The sequence below is a fragment of the Erwinia psychrophila genome (genome assembly GCF_039023475.1).
GTDB lineage: Bacteria > Pseudomonadota > Gammaproteobacteria > Enterobacterales > Enterobacteriaceae > Erwinia.
Window position 1 is genome coordinate 32,312 of the sequence record NZ_JBCHVB010000011.1, and the last position, 19,022, is coordinate 51,333.

Below are 19,022 nucleotides of genomic sequence, written 5' to 3' on the forward strand. Positions count from 1 at the left end.
TATCAGAGTCCCGGGGGCCAGGCACTGCCTGGCGGCTTATTCCCCCGCGCGCGCCGCAGGGAAGGCCTCTTCAAGGCTGAAAGCGGCGGGATCCTCCTCGTCCTCCGCCCCGCCGGCCTGTTCGGGAAAATCAGGCATTGCCTGTTCCACCAGCCGGGGATTGATGGGACGCTTCACCTCAACGCCCATATGCCGGAAGCTTTCCGCCTGAGCGATCAGGTTGCCCCGTCCCTCAGAGAGTTTTTTCATCGCCTGTCGGTAGCTCTCCTGCGCCTTGTCCAGGTTCTGCCCCATCGCCGACATATCATCAACAAACAGGCGCATCTTGTCATAAAGCCGCCCCGCGCGATCGGCAATGCGCTGCGCGTGGCGGCTCTGATGCTCATAGCGCCAGAGGTTACTGATAGTACGCAACGCCACCAGTAGCGTGGTCGGACTGACCAGCATGATGTTCTGGTTAAGCGCTTCGTTAATCAATTCCGGCTGACGGTCGATAGCCAGCAGGAAGGCCGGTTCAATGGGGATAAACATCAACACATAATCCAGCGAGCGTAAACCGGGTAATTGTTGATAATCTTTTCTGCTGAGCAGACGCAGGTGCCCGCGGATCGCGGCGATATGTTCACTGATAGCCACCTCCCGCGCCGCTTCATCTTCACTGTTGAAGTAGCGCTCATAGGCGACAAGGGTCATTTTCGCGTCCACCACCACATCTTTGCCCTGCGGCAAACGGACGATGACGTCCGGCTGCATTCGCGCATTTTGCTCCAGCTGGATGTTGACCTGGGTTTCGTACTCGTGCCCCTCACGCAGCCCGGACGCCTCCAGCACCCGGCTGAGTACCACTTCGCCCCAGTTTCCCTGAGTTTTATTATCGCCCTTCAGGGCTTTCGTCAGGTTAATCGCCTCCTGCGCCATTTGCGCATTCAGCTGCTGAAGGTTACGGATTTCGTGGGAAAGGGTGTGACGTTCACGCGCTTCCTGGCCAAAGCTCTCCTGAACCTGGCGCCGGAAGCCTTCCAGCTGTTCCCGCAGAGGGGAGATGAGGCCGTTCAGGCTCTGGCGATTCTGCTCATCAACGCGACGGCCGCTGTTTTCGAAAATGCGGTTCGCCAGATTTTCAAACTGGGCGTTCAGGCGCTGCTCGCTGTTCACCAGCAGCCGCTGCTTCTCATCCGCAGCCATCTTCGTTTCTTCGAGGCGGATCGTCACCTCCCGCAGTTCAGCCTCCTGAGCGCTGTTAATCTCAAGCTGATTGCGCAGCTCCCGGTTGAGCTGTTCGCTTTCGTTACGCCAGTGGTCGAGATGGTGCAGTTTTTCCTGGGCGGCAGAGAGCGCACCGTGCAGCTGGCGTAATTCCGCTTCATTCTGTTTCTGGTGCTGGTGCTGCGCCTCCAGCTGCTGCTGAAGCCGCTCGCGCTCCTGACGCAGCTGGTCGGCACTTTGCATCAGCAACTGCCGTTCCGTCTCCTGCCTTGCCGCAGCTTGCTGACCGAAAAACCAGGCGACCAGCCAGCCCGCCAGCAAACCCGCCAGGCCAAAACAGATCCCATAAACGATTGTTGCATCCACGCGCGCTCTCCTGCCCAACCTTAACTACGGAAAAGGTAGAGGCGCACTGTATGAATGTCCAGATAAAACGGGCGGGATAACGCTGCCAGACTGAATTTCATTCAGATTCTGGAGCGCCCCCGCAAAAGGAAGGCATCCGGCCGGCAGAGACGCACCCGGCCAGGCAGATCACATCAGGCGACGGGCCGCGTCCACGACGATGCGGACGGCATCGCTTTCGGTTCTTTTCATCGTTTCCGCATCAGGGATCTCCTGCTGCGTGCGGTTCACGATAACACCGGCAACCATGCCGGCACGCAGGCCCTGACTGGCGCACATGGTTAACAGCGTGGCGGATTCCATTTCATAGTTCAGCACGCCCATCTCCTGCCACTCTTTCATCGAGCCCTGGAAACGGCTAACCACCCGGCCCGAGTAAGTGTCATAACGTTCCTGACCTGGATAGAAGGTGTCGGATGAGGCGGTGATACCGATATGGGTCGTCGCGCCGGCCGCTTTGGCTGCTTCCACCAGCGCTGTGGTGCAGGTGAAGTCCGCAACTGCCGGGAATTCGAGCGGGGCAAAATGCAGGCTGGCGCCGTCGAGACGAACCGAACCGGTCGTTACCAGCACATCGCCGACGCTGATACCGGGCTGTATCGCGCCTGTTGTGCCGACGCGCAGGAAAGTCCGGACGCCCAGCTGTGCCAGCTCTTCCACCGCAATAGAGGTGGAAGGACCGCCAATCCCGGTAGAACAGACGATAACCGGCTTGCCCTCCAGTTCCGCGCGCCAGGTCGTGAATTCACGGTGTGAGGCCAGGTGAATCGGGTTATCCATCAGCGCGGCGATTTTCTTCACGCGCTCAGGGTCACCCGGTACGATCGCAAGGGTTGCACCCTGAAGGTCTTCCTTAGTTAAACCAAGGTGGAAAACGTCTGACTGAGCCATTTCAAACTCCTGTAACGCAAAGGTGGCATAAAGGACAGACCCCAGCGTAAGGGAAAGCCGCCCGAATTTGTGTGAGCAATCTCACTTTGATTGCTGAAGGTTACATTAACTCAACAATAAAATGTGAAGTAAATCACATATGTGCACTTCCGCAGGGGTTGATGCCGCCACTTGCGCTGTAGCCAGACCGGCGACAATGTTAATGATAGGGAAAAGGTAAGCCCCCGGCCCCCACGTAATCCTGGCTATAGTTAGCGGATTGCGCTAATGCATGCATGGAGAGGACAATGAAAACCGAAGATAATCTGTCGAACAAAATGAGCAATAATGGGTTCGCTCCTGCGGTATCGCCTGCCGCAAGCACCGCTATCACAACCGACAGCGACGCGATCGTGTCGGGCGAAACGTCTATTCCGACCCAGGGCGAAAATATGCCCGCTTTTCAGGCCAAACCGCGTGATGCCAGCGGCGCGCTGCCCATCGTGCTGGTGGTTCAGGAAATTTTTGGCGTCCATGAGCATATTCGCGATATCTGCCGTCGTCTTGCGATGGAAGGATATCTCGCCGTGGCGCCCGAACTCTATTTTCGTCAGGGCGATCCCTCTGACTACAACGATATTCCTACCCTGTTTAACGAGCTGGTAAGTCAAGTCCCGGATACGCAGGTGCTGGCCGATCTGGACCATGTCGCCAACTGGGCTTCCCGCAACGGGGGCGATATGCGCAATATGGCGATTACCGGTTTCTGCTGGGGCGGTCGTATTAGCTGGCTTTATGCCGCGCACAATCCTCAGCTCAGGGCTGGCGTAGCCTGGTACGGCAAGCTGGTCGGGGAAAAAACGATGAAGCAGCAGAAACAGCCGGTAGATGTGGCGGTCGATCTCAACGCTCCCGTGCTGGGATTGTATGGTGCGCAGGATGACAGCATTCCTCAGGAGTCCGTCGAAACCATGCGTCAGGCGTTACGTGCGGCAAATGCAAAATCGGAAATTGTGGTTTACCCCGACGCGGGTCATGCCTTCAATGCCGATTATCGCCCGAGCTATCATGAAGCTTCAGCCAAAGATGGCTGGCAGCGCATGCTGGCGTGGTTCAGAGAGAACGGCGTGAAATAAACAAAAAAAGGGGCGCTAAAGCGCCCCAAAACCGAACAACACAACACAGATATCAGACGCTGGCGTTACGCAGGTTTTGCGCCGCTTTCACCATATTCGCCAGCGCTTCCCGCGTTTCCGGCCAGCCCCGCGTTTTCAGTCCGCAGTCCGGATTAACCCAGAGACGTTCAGTCGCAATACGTTTCGCCGCCTTCAGCAGCAGGGCTTCCATCCATTCGACGCTGGGCACGTTCGGCGAGTGAATATCGTAAACGCCCGGGCCAATTTCATTGGGATATTCGAACTCTTCAAACGACTCCAGCAGCTCCATGTCTGAGCGTGAGGTTTCGATGGTGATCACATCCGCATCCAGCGCGGCGATAGAATCCATGATGTCGTTGAATTCGCAGTAACACATATGCGTGTGGATCTGAGTGTCATCCTGCGCCACGGCGGCGTTGAGACGGAAAGCCTCTACCGCCCATTCCAGATAGGCGGCCCAGTCGGACTGGCGCAGCGGCAAACCTTCGCGCAGGGCCGGCTCGTCAATCTGAATGATGCCAATCCCCGCTTTTTCCAGATCTTCCACTTCGTCACGCAGCGCCAGTGCGATCTGCTTCGCGATGGTTTCACGTGAGACGTCTTCGCGTGGGAAGGACCAGCAGAGGATCGTGACCGGTCCTGTCAGCATGCCTTTCACCGGCTTATCCGTCAGCGACTGGGCATATTTCGCCCATTCTACCGTGATCGCTTCCGGACGGCTGACGTCACCAATGATCACGGGCGGCTTCACGCAGCGCGATCCATAGCTCTGTACCCAGCCGTTTTGGGTGAAGGCGAAGCCGTCCAGGTTTTCACCGAAGTATTCCACCATGTCGTTACGCTCGGCTTCGCCATGAACCAGCACGTCCAGCCCCAGTCGTTCCTGTTCAATAATCGCCTGTTTGATGTGTCCGGCGATGCCGGTACGGTAATTGTTGCCGTCCAGGCGGCCCTGTTTGAAGTCCAGACGCAGGCCGCGGATTTCAGTCGTCTGTGGGAAAGATCCGATGGTGGTGGTCGGCCATGCCGGCAGCTGGAAGCGCTGACGCTGGGCTTCAGCACGCGTTTTATAGCTGCTGTCCCGCTGGCTGTCCCGCGCGGTAATCGCCGCGAGGCGCTTGCCGACGGCCGCGTTATGAACGCGGGTGGATTCGCGACGGGCGCGAACTGGCGCGCTCCAGGCTTCCAGAGAACGCGGGTCGTTACTGTTCAGCGCCTGACTCAGCAGCGACAGTTCGCCACATTTTTGCAGCGCAAAGGCGAACCAGCTCTTCACTTCGTCATCCAGACGCGTTTCGGTACTCAGATCGATTGGGCTGTGCAGCAGTGAGCAGGAGGTGCCAATCCAGAGCTTATCGCGTTTGCCTGCCAGCGGTTGCAGACGTTCAAACCAGCCGCTGAGGTCGGCGCGCCAGACGTTACGCCCATTAATCACCCCAACCGAAAGTAGCCAGTCGGCAGGCACTTTCGCGTTCAGTCCGGCAATATCATCTTTCCCATGCACCAGGTCCACATGCAGACCCTGGACCGGCAGCTTAATAATGGTATTGAGGTTGGTTCCGGCGCTTTCAAAATAGGTAGTCAGCAGCAGTTTAGTCTGCCCCTGTAGCGCTTCATACGCGGGTTTAAAAGCATCCAGCCACGCCTGCGGCAGCTCCAGCACCAGCGCAGGCTCGTCAATCTGCACCCATTCAATGTCGCGTTTTGCCAGTTCAGCCAGCACCTGCTGGTAGACCGGCAGAATAGCGTTCAGCAGGCTCAGTCGATCAAACTGCTCGCCTTTCACTTTGCCCAGCCACAGATAGGTTACCGGGCCCAGCAGCACTGGCTTCACCTTATGGCCGAGCGCCAGCGCCTCGTCCACTTCTTCGAGGATCTGCGTCCAGCTCAGCCTAAACTGCTGACCTTTGGTAAATTCCGGCACCATGTAGTGATAGTTGGTATTAAACCATTTGGTCATCTCGGCCGCCGCGGCAGGCTCACCGGTCGGTGCACGGCCACGGCCCAGACGGAACAGCGTATCAAGATCAACAGAGCCATCTTTATTCTGATGGCGGGCTGGAATATTGCCTAACAGCAGGCTGGTGCTCAGGACGTGATCGTACCAGGCGAAATCCCCTACCGGCAGCAGATCCACGCCAGCCTGCTTTTGCTGCTGCCAGTGGCGGGCACGCAGTTCACGTCCGACGGCCAGCAGCTCTTCCTGGGTGCTGTTGCCTGCCCAATAGCTTTCCTGCGCTTTTTTCAGCTCGCGGCGGAGGCCGACGCGGGGGAATCCGAGTGTATGGTTCAGAATAGTCATCAGTACTTTCCTCAGTTGTCGCCCGCCATCGTGGTTATTGGGCTTTTAGACGTCCAGATGTTTACACATCTATAATCCGCAGGTACTGTAGTGACCACAAGCGCAAAATGTTCATTGTCGATGTGAAGGACTCTCATGATCGAACTCAAACACCTGCGGACGCTCCAGGCGCTGCGAAATACCGGTTCGCTGGCCGCCGCCGCCGCCCAGCTTCATCAAACGCAGTCGGCGTTGTCCCACCAGTTCAGCGATCTGGAGCAGCGTCTTGGCTTTCGTTTATTCGTGCGAAAAAGCCAGCCTCTGCGCTTTACGCCGCAGGGCGAGATCCTTTTACAGCTGGCTGAGCAGATCCTGCCGCAGATACAGCAGGCGCTCCAGGCGTGTCACGAACCGCATCAGACCACGCTGCGCATCGCGATTGAGTGCCATAGCTGCATTCAGTGGCTGACCCCAGCCCTGAGCAATTTCCGTCAGAGCTGGCCGCAGGTGGCGATGGATTTTAAATCAGGCGTCACTTTCGATCCGCAGCCCGCCCTTCAGCAGGGAGAGCTGGATGTGGTGCTGACCTCCGATATCCTTCCCCGCAGCGGCCTCTTTTACTCGCCGATGTTTGATTTTGAGGTGCGGCTGGTTCTGGCCCCGGATCATCCGCTGGCGCAGGCCGATCGCATTACGCCGGAGGATTTAACCAGTGAGGTTCTGATGATCTATCCCGTCCAGCGTCAGCGCCTCGATATCTGGCGCCATTTTTTACAGCCTGCGGGCGTCAGCCCGGCGCTGAAAAGCGTCGATAATACGCTGCTGCTGATCCAGATGGTTTCTGCCGGTATGGGCATTGCCGCGCTGCCCCACTGGGTGGTGGAGAGTTTCGAACATCAGGGATTAGTCGTGACAAAAACGCTGGGCGAAGGGTTATGGAGTCGTCTGTATGCCGCAGTACGCGACGGTGAGCAGCGCCAGCCGGTGGTCGACGCCTTTATTCGTTCAGCCCGCCAGCATGCCTGCGAACATCTGCCGAGGGTCAGGGACGCTTCCCAGCCCGGTACGCCTCTGCCGGCACCTGTGGGGTAATCCTGATCTCTACCCGCATAATGTCGGCGAGTTTTCCTGTTTCTGCGATCGTTTATCTCTATAATGCGCGCAATGGCTTTTATTTCCTGATGAGAAACTATGACAAATAACGACGTTCTGCGCAGCGTGCGCTACATGCTCAACCTGAGCGATGCACAGATGGTGAGTATTCTTGCGCTGGCAGAAAGCGAAGTAACCGAAGCGGAAATGAACAGTTTCCTGAAGAAAGATGACGAGCCGGGTTTCCGCGCCTGTCCTGATGTGATCATGGGCTATTTTCTGAACGGCCTGATCTTCCAGCGCCGTGGAAAAAGTGAAGACGCGCCCGAGCCTTCCATTGAGCGCAAGATGACGAATAATATCATCATGAAGAAGCTGCGCGTGGCGTTCGATCTGAAAACGACCGATATTCTGGAGATCCTGAAGCTGGCCGATTTTGCCGTGGGTCAGTCGGAAATCGGCGCTATTTTCCGCAAGCCAGGACATAAAAACTACCGTGAATGTGGCGATCAGATCCTGCGCAACTTCCTGAAAGGCCTGACGCAAAAGATTCGTCCCGCCAAAGCCAAAGCCTGATACCTGGAGGGCCGGTCGGACCGGCCCTTACCGTTTTACCTGTCTGCAATCCACTTCTTATGCACCCACAGTGAAGCAAATATCACCGTTGCGCCAATGATGAAACTCGGCCAGTGCGGTTTCTCCTGCCAGATGGCGAGGTTAACCAGCAGTCCGGCAGGCACGTGCATATTATTCATAATCCCCAGCGTACCCGCATCCACCTGAGTGGCCCCGTAATTCCACATAAAATAGCCCAGCCCCGATGCCACCACGCCTAACCAGATTAAGATCCCCCACTGGAGCGACGTGGTCGGTAACTTCTCTGGGTTGCCCCACATCAACCAGGCGATGACAGCAATAATGGCGGCCCCCAGATAGAACCAGGAGAAGGCGGTGTGCTGCGGCATCGGACGAATTTCCTGAAGACGCTTGTAGCCCACCATGCCGATGGCAAAACAGATATTGGCCAGCTGAACCAGCAGCAGCCCGATCCAGAAGTTGTCGCTCACCTTGTCGTAGCGGATGATCGCCGCGCCCGCGACGGCCAGCAGCGCACTGAGCGCATAGCCAGGACGAACCCCTCGTCCTTTGAGCAGATCATAAATCAGCGTGATATAGAGCGGCGTCATTACCGTGAACAGCAAAAACTCCGACACGCTGAGATAGAGATAAGCCTCAAAGCTTAAGAGATACATCACGCCGAGTTGTAACGCGCCAACGGCCATATAGAGCAGGATCGTGGCGGCTTTATACCCACGCCAGCGCAGGAAAGGCAGGAAAACGGCGGTGGCCAGCAGCAGACGGATCAGCACGGAAAATACACTGTCCACCTGCCCGGCCAGGTATTCACCAATCAGGCTGAAGGAGAAAGCCCAGAGAACGGTGGTGACAATCAGTAACGTCACAATGGAAAACTCTGTTGTGAAAAGGGCCAATAGTGTAGCGAAATCGTTCGCAGACCAGGAAAGAATCTGTTTGACATCTGGTCAATTAACATACACCCAAAAATGGGCGCTGATGCGCGCCTACGAGCAGAAACGAAAGGACGCGCTTTTTAAAGTACCTCAAACCCCGAAAATCAGCCTTCCCACCCTTCCCGGAGTGTTACAAAAGGTCATTTTCTCTGTTTTATTGTCATAAATCTGTAACATTTGTGTTGTCCTTCACGGTTCACCTGCGCGTTTTTGCCTACTCTGTGCGCGAAAATGAACATTTACCTTCCCTTGTCCGCTCTTATTGACTGGACGTGTGGGAGCGTAAAAACGAAAAAATAAGCCGTGCCATTGGAGGCGATATGATAAGTATTTTTAAGCCAGCCGCTCATAAAGCGCGTGTTGATGAGAAGCAGATCGACCCGCTCTATCGCAAACTACGCTGGCAGATTTTTCTGGGGATCTTTTTTGGCTACGCGGCCTACTATCTGGTCCGTAAAAACTTTGCTCTTGCGATGCCTTACCTTGTCGAGCAGGGATTCTCCCGTGGCGATCTGGGTTTCGCGCTCTCCGGTATCTCCATCGCTTACGGCTTTTCCAAATTTATTATGGGTTCCGTATCCGATCGCTCGAATCCGCGTATTTTCCTCCCGGCCGGACTGATCCTCGCCGCCTGCGTAATGCTGTTTATGGGCTTTGTCCCCTGGGCAACCTCCAGCATCATGGTGATGTTCGTGCTGCTGTTCCTCTGCGGCTGGTTTCAGGGAATGGGCTGGCCGCCCTGTGGCCGCACGATGGTGCACTGGTGGTCACAGAAGGAGCGCGGTGGCGTCGTCTCGGTCTGGAACTGCGCGCACAACGTCGGCGGCGGTCTGCCTCCATTACTCTTTCTGTTGGGCATGGCCTGGTTCAACGACTGGAAGTCTGCGCTCTATATGCCCGCATTTGGCGCGATTGTCGTGGCGCTGTTCGCTTTTGCCATGATGCGCGATACCCCGCAATCCTGCGGACTGCCGCCTATTGAAGAATATAAAAATGACTATCCGCCTGATTACGATGAGAAGCATGAAGAAGAGCTGACCGCTAAGCAGATTTTTATGCAGTATGTATTGCCGAACAAGCTGTTGTGGTACATCGCCCTGGCGAACGTCTTTGTTTACCTGCTGCGCTACGGCATTCTTGACTGGTCGCCAACCTATCTGAGGGAGGTTAAACACTTCACGCTGGATAAATCTTCCTGGGCCTATTTTCTCTATGAGTACGCCGGCATCCCCGGCACGCTGCTCTGTGGCTGGATGTCCGATAAAGTCTTCAAAGGTAACCGCGGCGCGACCGGCGTCTTCTTTATGGTGCTGGTGACCATCGCGACCGTTGTCTACTGGTTAAACCCGCCAGGCAATCCCGGCGTCGATATGGCCTGTATGATTGTGATTGGCTTCCTGATTTATGGTCCCGTCATGTTGATCGGGTTACATGCTCTGGAGCTGGCACCGAAGAAAGCGGCGGGCACCGCAGCCGGATTTACCGGCCTGTTCGGCTATCTGGGCGGATCGGTCGCCGCCAGCGCTATCGTTGGCTATACCGTTGACTTCTTCGGCTGGGACGGTGGCTTCATCATTATGGTAGGCGGCTGCGTGATGGCGGTGATTCTGCTGATCCTGACTATGCTCAGTGAGAAAAAGCATAAACAGCAGCTCGCTCGCCATGAGTAATGACCGTAGGGAGATACCATGAAACTCAACATGTTAATGGCGCTGGTGATAATAAGCAGTTCCTGCTGCGCGCAGGCCGCCCAGGAGAAGCTTGTTATTGCCCACCGCGGTGCAAGCGGCTATCTGCCGGAGCATACGCTTCCGGCTAAAGCGATGGCGTATGCGCAGGGCGCTGACTTTCTGGAGCAGGATTTGGTGATGACGAAAGACGATCGCCTGATCGTTCTTCATGACCATTATCTCGATCGCGTAACGGATGTGGCGCAGCGTTACTCGACCCGCGCTCGTCAGGATGGCCGCTACTATGCCATCGACTTTACGCTGGCTGAAATTAAGGGGCTGAAGTTTACCGAGGGCTTTACCCTGAAGGGAGGAAAAAAGGCACAAACCTTCCCTGGCCGTTTCCCGATGGATAAATCTGACTTCCGCGTTCATACCTTCGAGGAAGAAATTGAATTTATTCAGGGTCTGAACCACTCTACCGGCAAAGATATTGGCCTCTATACCGAAATCAAAGCGCCCTGGTTCCACCGGCGGGAAGGAAAGGACATCTCTGCGCAGGTACTCAACGTTCTGAAGCAGTACGGCTACAGCAGCAAAAGCGACAACGTTTATCTGCAATGCTTTGACTACAACGAAGTGAAGCGCATCAAAACCGAGCTGGAGCCCAGCCGGAATATGAACCTGAAACTTGTGCAGCTGGTCGCCTATACCGACTGGGAAGAGACTCAGGAGCAAAAGAACGGCAAATGGGTCAACTACAGCTATGACTGGATGTTTAAGCCCGGCGCGATGAAAACGATCGCTCGTTATGCTGACGGTATCGGGCCGGATTACCACATGCTGGTGGCGGAGGGGTCAACGAAGCAGGCCGTCCACCTGACGAAGATGGTAGAAGAGGCGCATCAGAACAAACTGGTAGTGCATCCTTACACCGTCCGCGCCGATCAGCTGCCGGACTGGGCCGGGAATATCGACAACCTGTTCGACATTCTTTATCACCAGGCAGACGTGGATGGCGTATTCACCGACTTCCCGGATAAAGGCGTGGCCTTTCTGCAAAGCCAGCGGGATTAAACCAGACTACGGTCGCTCAGGATGAGCGACCGCTTTTTATCCGTAGCGCACTTCCCCGTGCCAGACGCACCTCCGGGAAGGCAGACGACTAGACGTTGTAGAGTTTACGCAGGTAGGCTGGCACCGCATTGTCGGCGTTGCTGCCAATCACTTCCATTTCCGGCAGCAGATCCTTCAGGCGCTGATGGGAGTTGCTCATGATGCAGCCCTTGCCCGCCATGCTCAGCATCTCTTTATCATTCATCCCGTCGCCAAAGGAGATACACTCCTTCAGGGAATAGCCCAGGGTACGGGATACCGCATCCAGCGCATGGCCCTTCGACACGCCGCCCGCCATCACTTCAAGACAGCCCGGCAGCGAGAAGCTGACGTTAACCCGATCGCCCCAGCGGGCAACCAGCGCCTCTTCCAGCGGGATCAGCAGTTCCGGCTTACCGCAGGTGAAAAAGACTTTACTGATGCCATCGGTCGGCAGCGCGCCCGGCTGATAGATCTGATAATTGAAGTCAGATTCACGGAAGAAATCCATCTCTTCAGGACGGTGGCGATTGAGGAACCACTCCTCATCGCGGTAGATGTTGGTAAAAATATCTTTGTGATCGTGATGCAGCGCAAACAGCTCAAGAGCGATGTCTTCGTCCAGGTTATGACTGAACACCAGTTCACCCGCCGTGTTATGTACGCGCGCGCCGTTTGAGGTGATCATAAAGGCATCAATTCCCAGACTGTCACGCATCTGAGCCACATCGATGTAGTGACGCCCGGTAGCGAAGATAAAATGCACCCCCTTTTGCGTCAAAAGCTGAAGCGTTTCCCGGGCAAAGGGCGATAAACGGTGGTCGGGCGACAGCAGGGTGCCATCAAGATCGGAAGCAACAATAGGGTACATAAAACCTCTGGTTAATCTGTTATCGGGCTGGCTTACGCTGCCCGCTGAAGAGCCAATTCTGAGTGATGCAAATCAGGGATGCCGTGAGAAAAACGTCACGATGGCATCCAGCGCTTCGGCCCGCATACTGTCTTTTTCAAATAAGATCTCATGACGCGCGCCGGCGATAACTAACGGTTTCTCCCCCTCACAGGGCTGCCCCGCGGCGGCCATGGCCTGGCAAAACAGATCCTGGGCACGGTTATCCACCACCTTATCTTCACCGGCCTGCAGCAGCAGCAGCGGTGTCGAAATATTCTTTGCCTGACTGATGATGCTGGCTCCCGCCTGTACGCCTTCACGAACCCAGTGATAGGTTGGGCCCCCCACCCGTAAACCCGGTTCGTCGGCGTAAAAGCGCAGGTTACGGCGATAGCGTTCGCGGCTGTGCGTTAGCGCATTAATCCCGAATGGCCGGGCCTGCCATCTGCCCGTGCCGAGGGCATAGCCGTCGCGCAGGGCCGGGCGCTTTTCCGCCCACTCAAGGATATGGTGCGCCATCCAGAGCGGCATCGGCAGGAATATACCGAACATCGGTGAGGCCAGCGCAACGGCATTGAACGCATCAGGCTGCCGCACCAGCATTAACGCCAGGATCGCTCCCCCCATCGAATGGGCCAGCGCGTAGCGGTGCCGGTAGTGCCGGTCAGCGATCTCAAGCTGATAAAGCCGTTCCAGATCCTCAACGTAGTGATCGAAGGTTTCGACATGACCGCGATGAGAATCCTGCAACAGCCTGCCGGATCGTCCCTGTCCCCGGTGATCGATAATCACCACATCATAGCCACAGTGATAGAGATCGTAAGCCAGTTCCGGGTACTTCACATAGCTTTCAATACGGCCCGGGCAGAGCAGGATAACCTTATCGTGTTGCGCTGAGGTGAAGCGGACATAGCGGATAGTGACCTTTTCCGCCCCGACAAACTCCCCCTCTTCACGCCGTTGCCAGAAATCCAGCAGCGGGCCGGTCGCAAAAGCCGCAAACGCTTTTTCACGCGTTGGCCAGCCGTTTTTATGCTTTTTCACCGGCTTTTGCTCCTTTGTTCAGGCGCGTGGATATCCGTAGCGCCACGTTCGACATTAACGTATTGTGTCATACTTCTGCCCAGCCAGGGAGCCTTACCCATGACCATCGAATGGTGGCTAGCCTACTTTTTTACAACCTGCATTCTGAGTCTTTCGCCCGGCTCCGGCGCTATTAACACCATGAGCACCGGCATCAGCCACGGCTATCGCGGCGCAGCCGCCTCCATTGCCGGACTTCAGGTTGGGCTTTCGCTGCATATTGTGCTGGTCGGCATCGGCCTGGGCGCGCTCTTTTCTCACTCCTTGCTGGCATTTGAGGTGCTGAAATGGGCGGGTGCCGCGTATCTGATCTGGCTGGGTATTCAGCAGTGGCGCTCAAGCGGCGCGCTGGATATGCAGGCGGTGGCGAAGGCCATGCCGCGACGGAAACTCTTCAGGCGGGCGGTGCTGGTGAATCTGACCAATCCCAAGAGCATCGTTTTTCTGGCGGCGCTCTTCCCGCAATTTATCCTGCCCCATCAGCCGCAGGCGATGCAGTATCTGGTGCTGGGCGTGACAACCGTCGTGGTGGATATCATTGTGATGATTGGTTACGCCGTCCTGGCCACGCGCATCGCCGGCTGGATTAAAGGACCACGGCAGATGACGCTGCTCAACCGCATCTTTGGCGGCATGTTTATCGCCGTTGGCGCCCTGCTGGCTTCCGCCCGCCGCATCGCCTGACGCGGACGGGCTGAGGGGGCTAGCGTGAGAGGATCAGATGCAGTCCAAATCCGGCAAAGAGCACGCCGGCAACGCCATCGATCCACTTTGCCAGACGCTGGTAGCCACGCCGCATCACCGGCAGGGCAAAAATGCTGGCAACCAGGCTGAACCAGATAAAGGTTTCCGCCACGATCAGTAAAAACAGCCCCCAACGCTCTCCCGCGCCGACATCATCGCCCACGAACAGGGAAAACACGCTGCCAAAGTAGATTACGGCTTTAGGATTTGAGAGATTGGTGAGAAACCCTTTCAGAAAGCTGCGCCCCTTGCCCGCCAGTGGGACCTCTGCCTCCGGCTGACCGGACGGCTGCAGATGTTGCCGCCGCGCCGATCGCAGCATCTGCCAGCCCATCCAGAGCAGATAGAGGCCGCCGCCGACCATAATAACCTGGTGCAGCCAGGCCATTTTTTGCAGGATTAGATGCAGCCCCATCAGCGCCACGCCTGCCCAGATCACGATACCCAGCGTAATGCCCAGCACGCCATACATCGCCTCCTTCCGGGAGCGGCTGGCCGCCGTCTGCGAGACGAAAAAGAAGTCCGGACCGGGGCTCATCAACGCAATAAAGTGCACCAGCGCAACCGTCAGAAACAATATCAGCATTTTTTTTATCCTTAAAAGTCAGCGTTACTCTTCTTCGCCGTCGATATGCGCCTTGATCATCATCAGAAAGGGTTTACCGAAGCGTTCCAGCTTGCGTTGCCCCACGCCGTTTACACTCAGCATTTCTGAGGCTGTAACCGGTATTTGCTCCGCCATTTCTATCAATGTGGCATCGTTAAACACCACGTAAGGGGGAATATTCGCTTCATCCGCAATAGCTTTACGCAGCTTACGCAGCTTGGCAAACAGCTTGCGATCGTAGTTTCCGCCAAACGACTTCGGCCCCGCGCTGCGCGACTTGACGCTGACCATACGCGGTACGGCGAGCATCAGCGACGCTTCTCCTCTCAGGACAGGTCGGGCCGCTTCGGTCAGCTGAAGCGCCGAGTGCATGGCAATGTTCTGCGTCACCAGCCCCAGATGAATCAGCTGGCGCAGAACGCTAATCCAGTGCTCATGGCTCTGATCGCGCCCGATGCCATACACCGGCAGCTTGTCATGCTGCATGTCGCGGATGCGCTGATTATTGGCGCCGCGCAGCACTTCAACAATGTATCCCATGCCGAAGCGCTGCCCGACCCGGTAAATACTCGACAGCGCCTTTTGCGCCTCCACCAGGCCATCGTAGCGACGCGGCGGATCCAGGCAGATATCGCAGTTGCCGCACGGCTGCTGACGCCCTTCGCCAAAATAGTTAAGCAGCACCAGACGGCGGCAGGTCTGCGCTTCCGCAAAGGCGCCCATCGCGTTCAGCTTATGACGCTCAATATCCTGTAGCGGCCCCGGCGCTTTCTCATCAAGGCAGCGCCGCAGCCACGCCATATCCGCCGGATCGTACAGCATCAGCGCCTCGGCAGGCAGTCCGTCACGCCCGGCACGCCCCGTTTCCTGATAGTAAGATTCAATATTGCGCGGGATGTCGAAGTGCACCACAAAGCGGACGTTAGGCTTATTGATGCCCATGCCGAACGCCACCGTCGCCACCACGATTTGCAAATCGTCGCGCTGGAAGGCTTCCTGTACCTGACCACGATGGGCATTATCCATCCCGGCATGATAGGCGCCCACGCTTAATCCTTTGCTCTGCAACCGGGCAGCGGTATCTTCAACCTTTGCCCGGCTGTTGCAGTAAATGATGCCGCATTTGCCACGCTGATCCTGCACATAGCGAATCAGCTGCTCGGTCGGTTTGAATTTCTCCACCAGCGTATAGCGGATATTGGGGCGGTCGAAGCTGCTGACCTGGATCAGCGGGTCCCGCATCTGAAGCAGGCGTGCAATATCATTACGCGTTGTTTCATCTGCGGTCGCGGTCAGCGCCATCACCGGCACGTCGGGCAGACGCTGCCGGATATGCCCCAGCGCGCCATACTCCGGACGGAAATCATGGCCCCACTGGGAAATACAGTGGGCTTCGTCCACCGCCAGCATCGCCGGGTTCCAGTGCAGCAGGTTTTCCAGGAAGTTGTCCATCATCAGGCGTTCCGGCGCGATGTAGAGCAGTCTGATGCGTCCCGTACGGCAGCCTGCCATTACTTCCTGCTGCTCTTCCCGGCTCTGGGAGGAGTTGAGGCAGCCTGCCGCTACGCCGTTAGCCAGCAGCTGATCGACCTGATCCTTCATCAGCGAGATCAGCGGCGAAACCACCAGCGTCAGCCCTTCTCTGACCAGCGCGGGAACCTGGTAGCACAGCGATTTGCCGCCGCCGGTCGGCATGACGACAAGACAGTCCCGCCCTTTCAGCGAAGCCTGAATGATAGTTTGCTGCCCCGGACGGAACTGCTGGTAGCCGAAGGTCTCTTGCAGAACCTGTTCCGCCAGCGTTTCCTGATTTATGACTGGAGCCGTAGACACATATTCCTCAAATCTGATGGTGGGCAGGCTGCTGATAAACAGCCCACGCCGGTAATATTAAAACAGGTCGTTCAGCGTCACGCCGACGCCCAGACGCGTCTGGCGATGATCGTAGTCAATCAGGGATTCGCCATAGCCGCTGAATACCTGGGTGTAGAAGCGAACGTGTTCAGTGATAGGGTAGCTCCAGCCCATTTCCGCACTGCCGTAACCGGTGTTCCAGTTATAGCGGCTCTTCACGCTGAAAATGCTGTCGCCCCACTGATAGCCGACCGTCAGGCGATAATACCCCATGTACTTAGTGATATCCGGGTTATCATCATTATTTTCACTTTCCGGAATGCGGACCCAGGGTTTGGCCTCCACTAACCAGTTGCCGTTTTGCGCCATCAGCCGGGCATAAACGCGGTTCCAGCTGCGCGAGGTAGGATCTGAACGTCCGTTTGACTGATGGTTCAGCCCCATCTCCACGTCACGCAGCGTCCAGCCCGCGAAAGAGTAGTCAGTCGACCAGCCCAGGAAAATTTGCGGCTGGTAGTTTGTTTCGCGAAAGGGGGAAGAAGCGCCCCGGTTGGAAAGCTGCCACCAGGATTCCTGAGTATAAGATGCCGCCAGAACCGAGTTATCACCTAAAATGCCGCGCCAGAGTGGAAAGGCCAGGCTGAGCTGGAATTTTACCTCATCATGCTTTGCGCTGTCCGACCAGTTATAGCTATCGACGGCTTCTTTATTGATATTGCTGGTGACGGTATAGAGCAAATAGTTGCTCTCATAAGGATAAAGAATAAAAGGATTGTCATGCTTTTCCAGCAAGTTAGCGATAATACTGCCACGAACGGCGGGGCGGTCATGCACTTCTTTGACCGTGGCTTCCTGTGCCAGCACCAACGCGGGAAACAGGAGTGCTGCGGCGAGCAATCCTTTCAGCATAGACATAAAATTCTCCAGAATTAAAACGGGATTTGTGTAAAAAGCACGCCATTCTACACGCAAATGTCGGCAGGGATTAGCGCTGATTTTTGTTAAGTGGAAAGCCCTCCCGCATCCGCTTAAAATAGTCATTCTGATAAGCTGTACTGACCCTATCTGCTGCAAGGAAGTCCACATGACCGCTGCCGTCCCCCTGAATCAGGATGCTGCCCGCTGCCTGATCGGAGAGATTTTTGTTTATGATATGCCGTTCAACCGCGCGCTGGGCCTGACGCTGGAGCGCCTCGAACCTGACTATGCCGAACTCAGTTTCCTCAACCAGACCCAGCTGGTCGGCAACGTGGCGCAAAAAATTCTGCACGGCGGGGTTATCGCATCGGTACTGGACGTGGCCGCCGGGCTGGTCTGCGTCAGCAGCACCCTGACCCGCCAGGAAAGCATCACGGAAGAGGAGCTGCGCCAGCGTTTATCACGCATGGGGACTATCGATCTGCGTGTGGATTATCTCCGGCCGGGTCGCGGCGAGCGCTTTATCGCCAGCAGCAGCCTGCTTCGCGGCGGTAACAAAGTCGCCGTGGCCCGCGTGGAGCTGCATAATGACGCCGGTGTCTATATTGCCAGCGCAACGGCAACCTATCTGATCGGCTGAAGCGCCCGCGACGTTTTTCCCTTAACGGCGGCCTGACCGCTACGGAGTATTATTTCATGGATGCGCAACAAACGCGTCAGGGCGTGCTGTATGCTCTGGGTGCCTACTTTATCTGGGGCGTGGCACCGGCTTATTTCAAGCTGATCGAGCAGGTCGCGCCGGGCGAGATTATGACGCACCGGGTCATCTGGTCTTTCTTTTTTATGCTGATGCTGGTGAGCCTCACCCGTCACTGGCACAACGTCAAACAGACGCTGAAACAGCCGAAGAAAGTGCTGCTGCTGGCGCTCTCCGCCACGGTAATCTGCGGCAACTGGCTGCTGTTTATCTGGTCCGTGAATAATCATCATCTTCTGGAAGCCAGCCTGGGTTACTTTATTAACCCGCTGCTTAACGTGCTGGTGGGGATGCTGTTTCTCGGGGAACGCTTTCGCCGGCTGCAGTGGCTTGCGGTAGGCCTGGCGGCCTGCGGGGTGCTTATCCAGCTGTGGAAATTTGGTTCGGTGCCGGTGATTGCGCTGGGGCTGGCGGTTTCCTTCTCCTTTTACGGCCTGCTGCGCAAAAAAATCGGCGTGGATGCCCAGACGGGCATGCTGATAGAAACCAGCTGGCTGCTGCCCGTGGCGGCTGTTTATCTCTTTGGCGTGGCAGACAGCCATACCAGCCATCTGACGCAGAACCCACTCTCGCTAAATCTGCTGCTGGTGGCTGCTGGCGTGGTGACCACCATTCCACTGATGCTGTTTACCGCGGCCTGCTCGCGGCTGCGGCTCTCCACGGTCGGCTTTTTCCAGTATCTCGGCCCAACGCTGATGTTCCTGCTGGCGGTCCTGTTTTACGGCGAGGCGTTAACGCCGGACAAAGCCGTCACCTTTGGCTTTATCTGGGCCGCGCTGGCGCTGTTTATTCTGGATGCCGTCTGGTCAATCAAACGTGGCCGGGCCTGAAACGCCACGGCCTGGCACCGTCAACATTC

17 protein-coding genes are annotated in these 19,022 nt (G+C 56.5%); 8 read left to right on the plus strand and 9 right to left on the minus strand.

Features of this window, described 5'->3' with window-relative positions; translation table 11 throughout:
• Positions 1-36 precede the first annotated feature (36 nt).
• Both rmuC and udp read right to left on the minus strand, forming a co-directional pair.
• The gene (gene rmuC / locus AAH446_RS18975) at positions 37-1,572 is read right to left on the minus strand and encodes a DNA recombination protein RmuC (RefSeq protein WP_342908243.1); all 1,536 of its coding nucleotides are present in this window, start codon (positions 1,570-1,572) and stop codon (positions 37-39) included.
• 168 nt (positions 1,573-1,740) lie between these two features.
• Complete coding sequence (udp, locus tag AAH446_RS18980; protein WP_342908244.1) at positions 1,741-2,502, minus strand: uridine phosphorylase; 762 nt, start codon at positions 2,500-2,502, stop codon at positions 1,741-1,743.
• A gap of 287 nt (positions 2,503-2,789) precedes the next feature.
• On the opposite strand from udp, the gene AAH446_RS18985 reads away from it, so the two are divergent.
• Complete coding sequence (locus AAH446_RS18985; protein ID WP_342908245.1) at positions 2,790-3,617, plus strand: dienelactone hydrolase family protein; 828 nt, start codon at positions 2,790-2,792, stop codon at positions 3,615-3,617.
• 52 nt (positions 3,618-3,669) lie between these two features.
• Here the strand turns inward: AAH446_RS18985 and metE are convergent, their stop codons facing one another.
• The gene (gene metE, locus AAH446_RS18990; protein ID WP_342908246.1) at positions 3,670-5,940 is read right to left on the minus strand and encodes a 5-methyltetrahydropteroyltriglutamate--homocysteine S-methyltransferase; all 2,271 of its coding nucleotides are present in this window, start codon (positions 5,938-5,940) and stop codon (positions 3,670-3,672) included.
• Positions 5,941-6,075: 135 nt separating this feature from the next.
• On the opposite strand from metE, the gene metR reads away from it, so the two are divergent.
• Both metR and AAH446_RS19000 read left to right on the plus strand, forming a co-directional pair.
• Positions 6,076-7,011 (plus strand): HTH-type transcriptional regulator MetR, encoded by a 936-nt coding sequence (gene metR / locus AAH446_RS18995; RefSeq protein WP_342908247.1) that lies wholly within the window; start codon positions 6,076-6,078, stop codon positions 7,009-7,011.
• A gap of 99 nt (positions 7,012-7,110) precedes the next feature.
• Positions 7,111-7,587 (plus strand): YehS family protein, encoded by a 477-nt coding sequence (locus AAH446_RS19000; protein ID WP_342908248.1) that lies wholly within the window; start codon positions 7,111-7,113, stop codon positions 7,585-7,587.
• A 35-nt stretch (positions 7,588-7,622) separates the two neighbouring features.
• Here the strand turns inward: AAH446_RS19000 and AAH446_RS19005 are convergent, their stop codons facing one another.
• Complete coding sequence (locus AAH446_RS19005) at positions 7,623-8,474, minus strand: carboxylate/amino acid/amine transporter (RefSeq protein WP_342908249.1); 852 nt, start codon at positions 8,472-8,474, stop codon at positions 7,623-7,625.
• 389 nt (positions 8,475-8,863) lie between these two features.
• Between AAH446_RS19005 and glpT the strand changes: the two genes are divergently transcribed.
• Complete coding sequence (glpT, locus tag AAH446_RS19010) at positions 8,864-10,213, plus strand: glycerol-3-phosphate transporter (protein ID WP_342908250.1); 1,350 nt, start codon at positions 8,864-8,866, stop codon at positions 10,211-10,213.
• Between the two features lie 18 nt (positions 10,214-10,231).
• Positions 10,232-11,290: a glycerophosphodiester phosphodiesterase gene (gene glpQ, locus AAH446_RS19015; RefSeq protein WP_342908251.1), complete on the plus strand. Its 1,059-nt coding sequence runs from the start codon at positions 10,232-10,234 to the stop codon at positions 11,288-11,290.
• Between the two features lie 88 nt (positions 11,291-11,378).
• Here glpQ and yigL read toward each other — a convergent pair whose 3' ends face one another.
• Positions 11,379-12,179 (minus strand): sugar/pyridoxal phosphate phosphatase YigL, encoded by an 801-nt coding sequence (gene yigL / locus AAH446_RS19020; protein WP_342908252.1) that lies wholly within the window; start codon positions 12,177-12,179, stop codon positions 11,379-11,381.
• Positions 12,180-12,251: 72 nt separating this feature from the next.
• Complete coding sequence (gene pldB, locus AAH446_RS19025) at positions 12,252-13,244, minus strand: lysophospholipase L2 (RefSeq protein ID WP_342908253.1); 993 nt, start codon at positions 13,242-13,244, stop codon at positions 12,252-12,254.
• Positions 13,245-13,343: 99 nt separating this feature from the next.
• On the opposite strand from pldB, the gene rhtB reads away from it, so the two are divergent.
• Entirely contained in the window at positions 13,344-13,967 is a 624-nt protein-coding gene (gene rhtB, locus AAH446_RS19030) for a homoserine/homoserine lactone efflux protein (protein WP_342908254.1), read from the plus strand.
• 19 nt (positions 13,968-13,986) lie between these two features.
• Here the strand turns inward: rhtB and rhtC are convergent, their stop codons facing one another.
• The 3 genes from rhtC to pldA are packed head-to-tail and all read right to left on the minus strand — an operon-like array spanning position 13,987 to position 17,403.
• Entirely contained in the window at positions 13,987-14,613 is a 627-nt protein-coding gene (rhtC, locus tag AAH446_RS19035; RefSeq protein ID WP_342908255.1) for a threonine export protein RhtC, read from the minus strand.
• A gap of 24 nt (positions 14,614-14,637) precedes the next feature.
• Entirely contained in the window at positions 14,638-16,467 is a 1,830-nt protein-coding gene (gene recQ, locus AAH446_RS19040; RefSeq protein WP_342908256.1) for an ATP-dependent DNA helicase RecQ, read from the minus strand.
• 57 nt (positions 16,468-16,524) lie between these two features.
• Positions 16,525-17,403, minus strand: a complete 879-nt coding sequence (gene pldA, locus AAH446_RS19045) for a phospholipase A (protein WP_342908257.1) — start codon at positions 17,401-17,403, stop codon at positions 16,525-16,527.
• Between the two features lie 169 nt (positions 17,404-17,572).
• Between pldA and AAH446_RS19050 the strand changes: the two genes are divergently transcribed.
• Together AAH446_RS19050 and rarD are read left to right on the plus strand one after the other, a co-directional pair.
• Positions 17,573-18,046, plus strand: a complete 474-nt coding sequence (locus AAH446_RS19050) for a thioesterase family protein (RefSeq protein ID WP_342908258.1) — start codon at positions 17,573-17,575, stop codon at positions 18,044-18,046.
• 56 nt (positions 18,047-18,102) lie between these two features.
• Positions 18,103-18,993: an EamA family transporter RarD gene (rarD, locus tag AAH446_RS19055; protein ID WP_342908259.1), complete on the plus strand. Its 891-nt coding sequence runs from the start codon at positions 18,103-18,105 to the stop codon at positions 18,991-18,993.
• Positions 18,994-19,022: the final 29 nt, after the last annotated feature.

What these genes read in the sequence shown, in the direction of transcription:
- rhtB (WP_342908254.1), top strand. Translation starts at nt 13,344, where the DNA reads ATGACCATCGAATGGTGGCTAGCCTACTTTTTTACAACCTGCATTCTG.
- glpT (WP_342908250.1), top strand. Translation starts at nt 8,864, where the DNA reads ATGATAAGTATTTTTAAGCCAGCCGCTCATAAAGCGCGTGTTGATGAG.
- glpQ (WP_342908251.1), top strand. Translation starts at nt 10,232, where the DNA reads ATGAAACTCAACATGTTAATGGCGCTGGTGATAATAAGCAGTTCCTGC.
- metE (WP_342908246.1), bottom strand. Translation starts at nt 5,940, where the DNA reads ATGACTATTCTGAACCATACACTCGGATTCCCCCGCGTCGGCCTCCGC.
- yigL (WP_342908252.1), bottom strand. Translation starts at nt 12,179, where the DNA reads ATGTACCCTATTGTTGCTTCCGATCTTGATGGCACCCTGCTGTCGCCC.
- pldA (WP_342908257.1), bottom strand. Translation starts at nt 17,403, where the DNA reads ATGTCTATGCTGAAAGGATTGCTCGCCGCAGCACTCCTGTTTCCCGCG.
- AAH446_RS19000 (WP_342908248.1), top strand. Translation starts at nt 7,111, where the DNA reads ATGACAAATAACGACGTTCTGCGCAGCGTGCGCTACATGCTCAACCTG.
- rhtC (WP_342908255.1), bottom strand. Translation starts at nt 14,613, where the DNA reads ATGCTGATATTGTTTCTGACGGTTGCGCTGGTGCACTTTATTGCGTTG.
- metR (WP_342908247.1), top strand. Translation starts at nt 6,076, where the DNA reads ATGATCGAACTCAAACACCTGCGGACGCTCCAGGCGCTGCGAAATACC.
- rarD (WP_342908259.1), top strand. Translation starts at nt 18,103, where the DNA reads ATGGATGCGCAACAAACGCGTCAGGGCGTGCTGTATGCTCTGGGTGCC.
- AAH446_RS18985 (WP_342908245.1), top strand. Translation starts at nt 2,790, where the DNA reads ATGAAAACCGAAGATAATCTGTCGAACAAAATGAGCAATAATGGGTTC.
- udp (WP_342908244.1), bottom strand. Translation starts at nt 2,502, where the DNA reads ATGGCTCAGTCAGACGTTTTCCACCTTGGTTTAACTAAGGAAGACCTT.
- AAH446_RS19050 (WP_342908258.1), top strand. Translation starts at nt 17,573, where the DNA reads ATGACCGCTGCCGTCCCCCTGAATCAGGATGCTGCCCGCTGCCTGATC.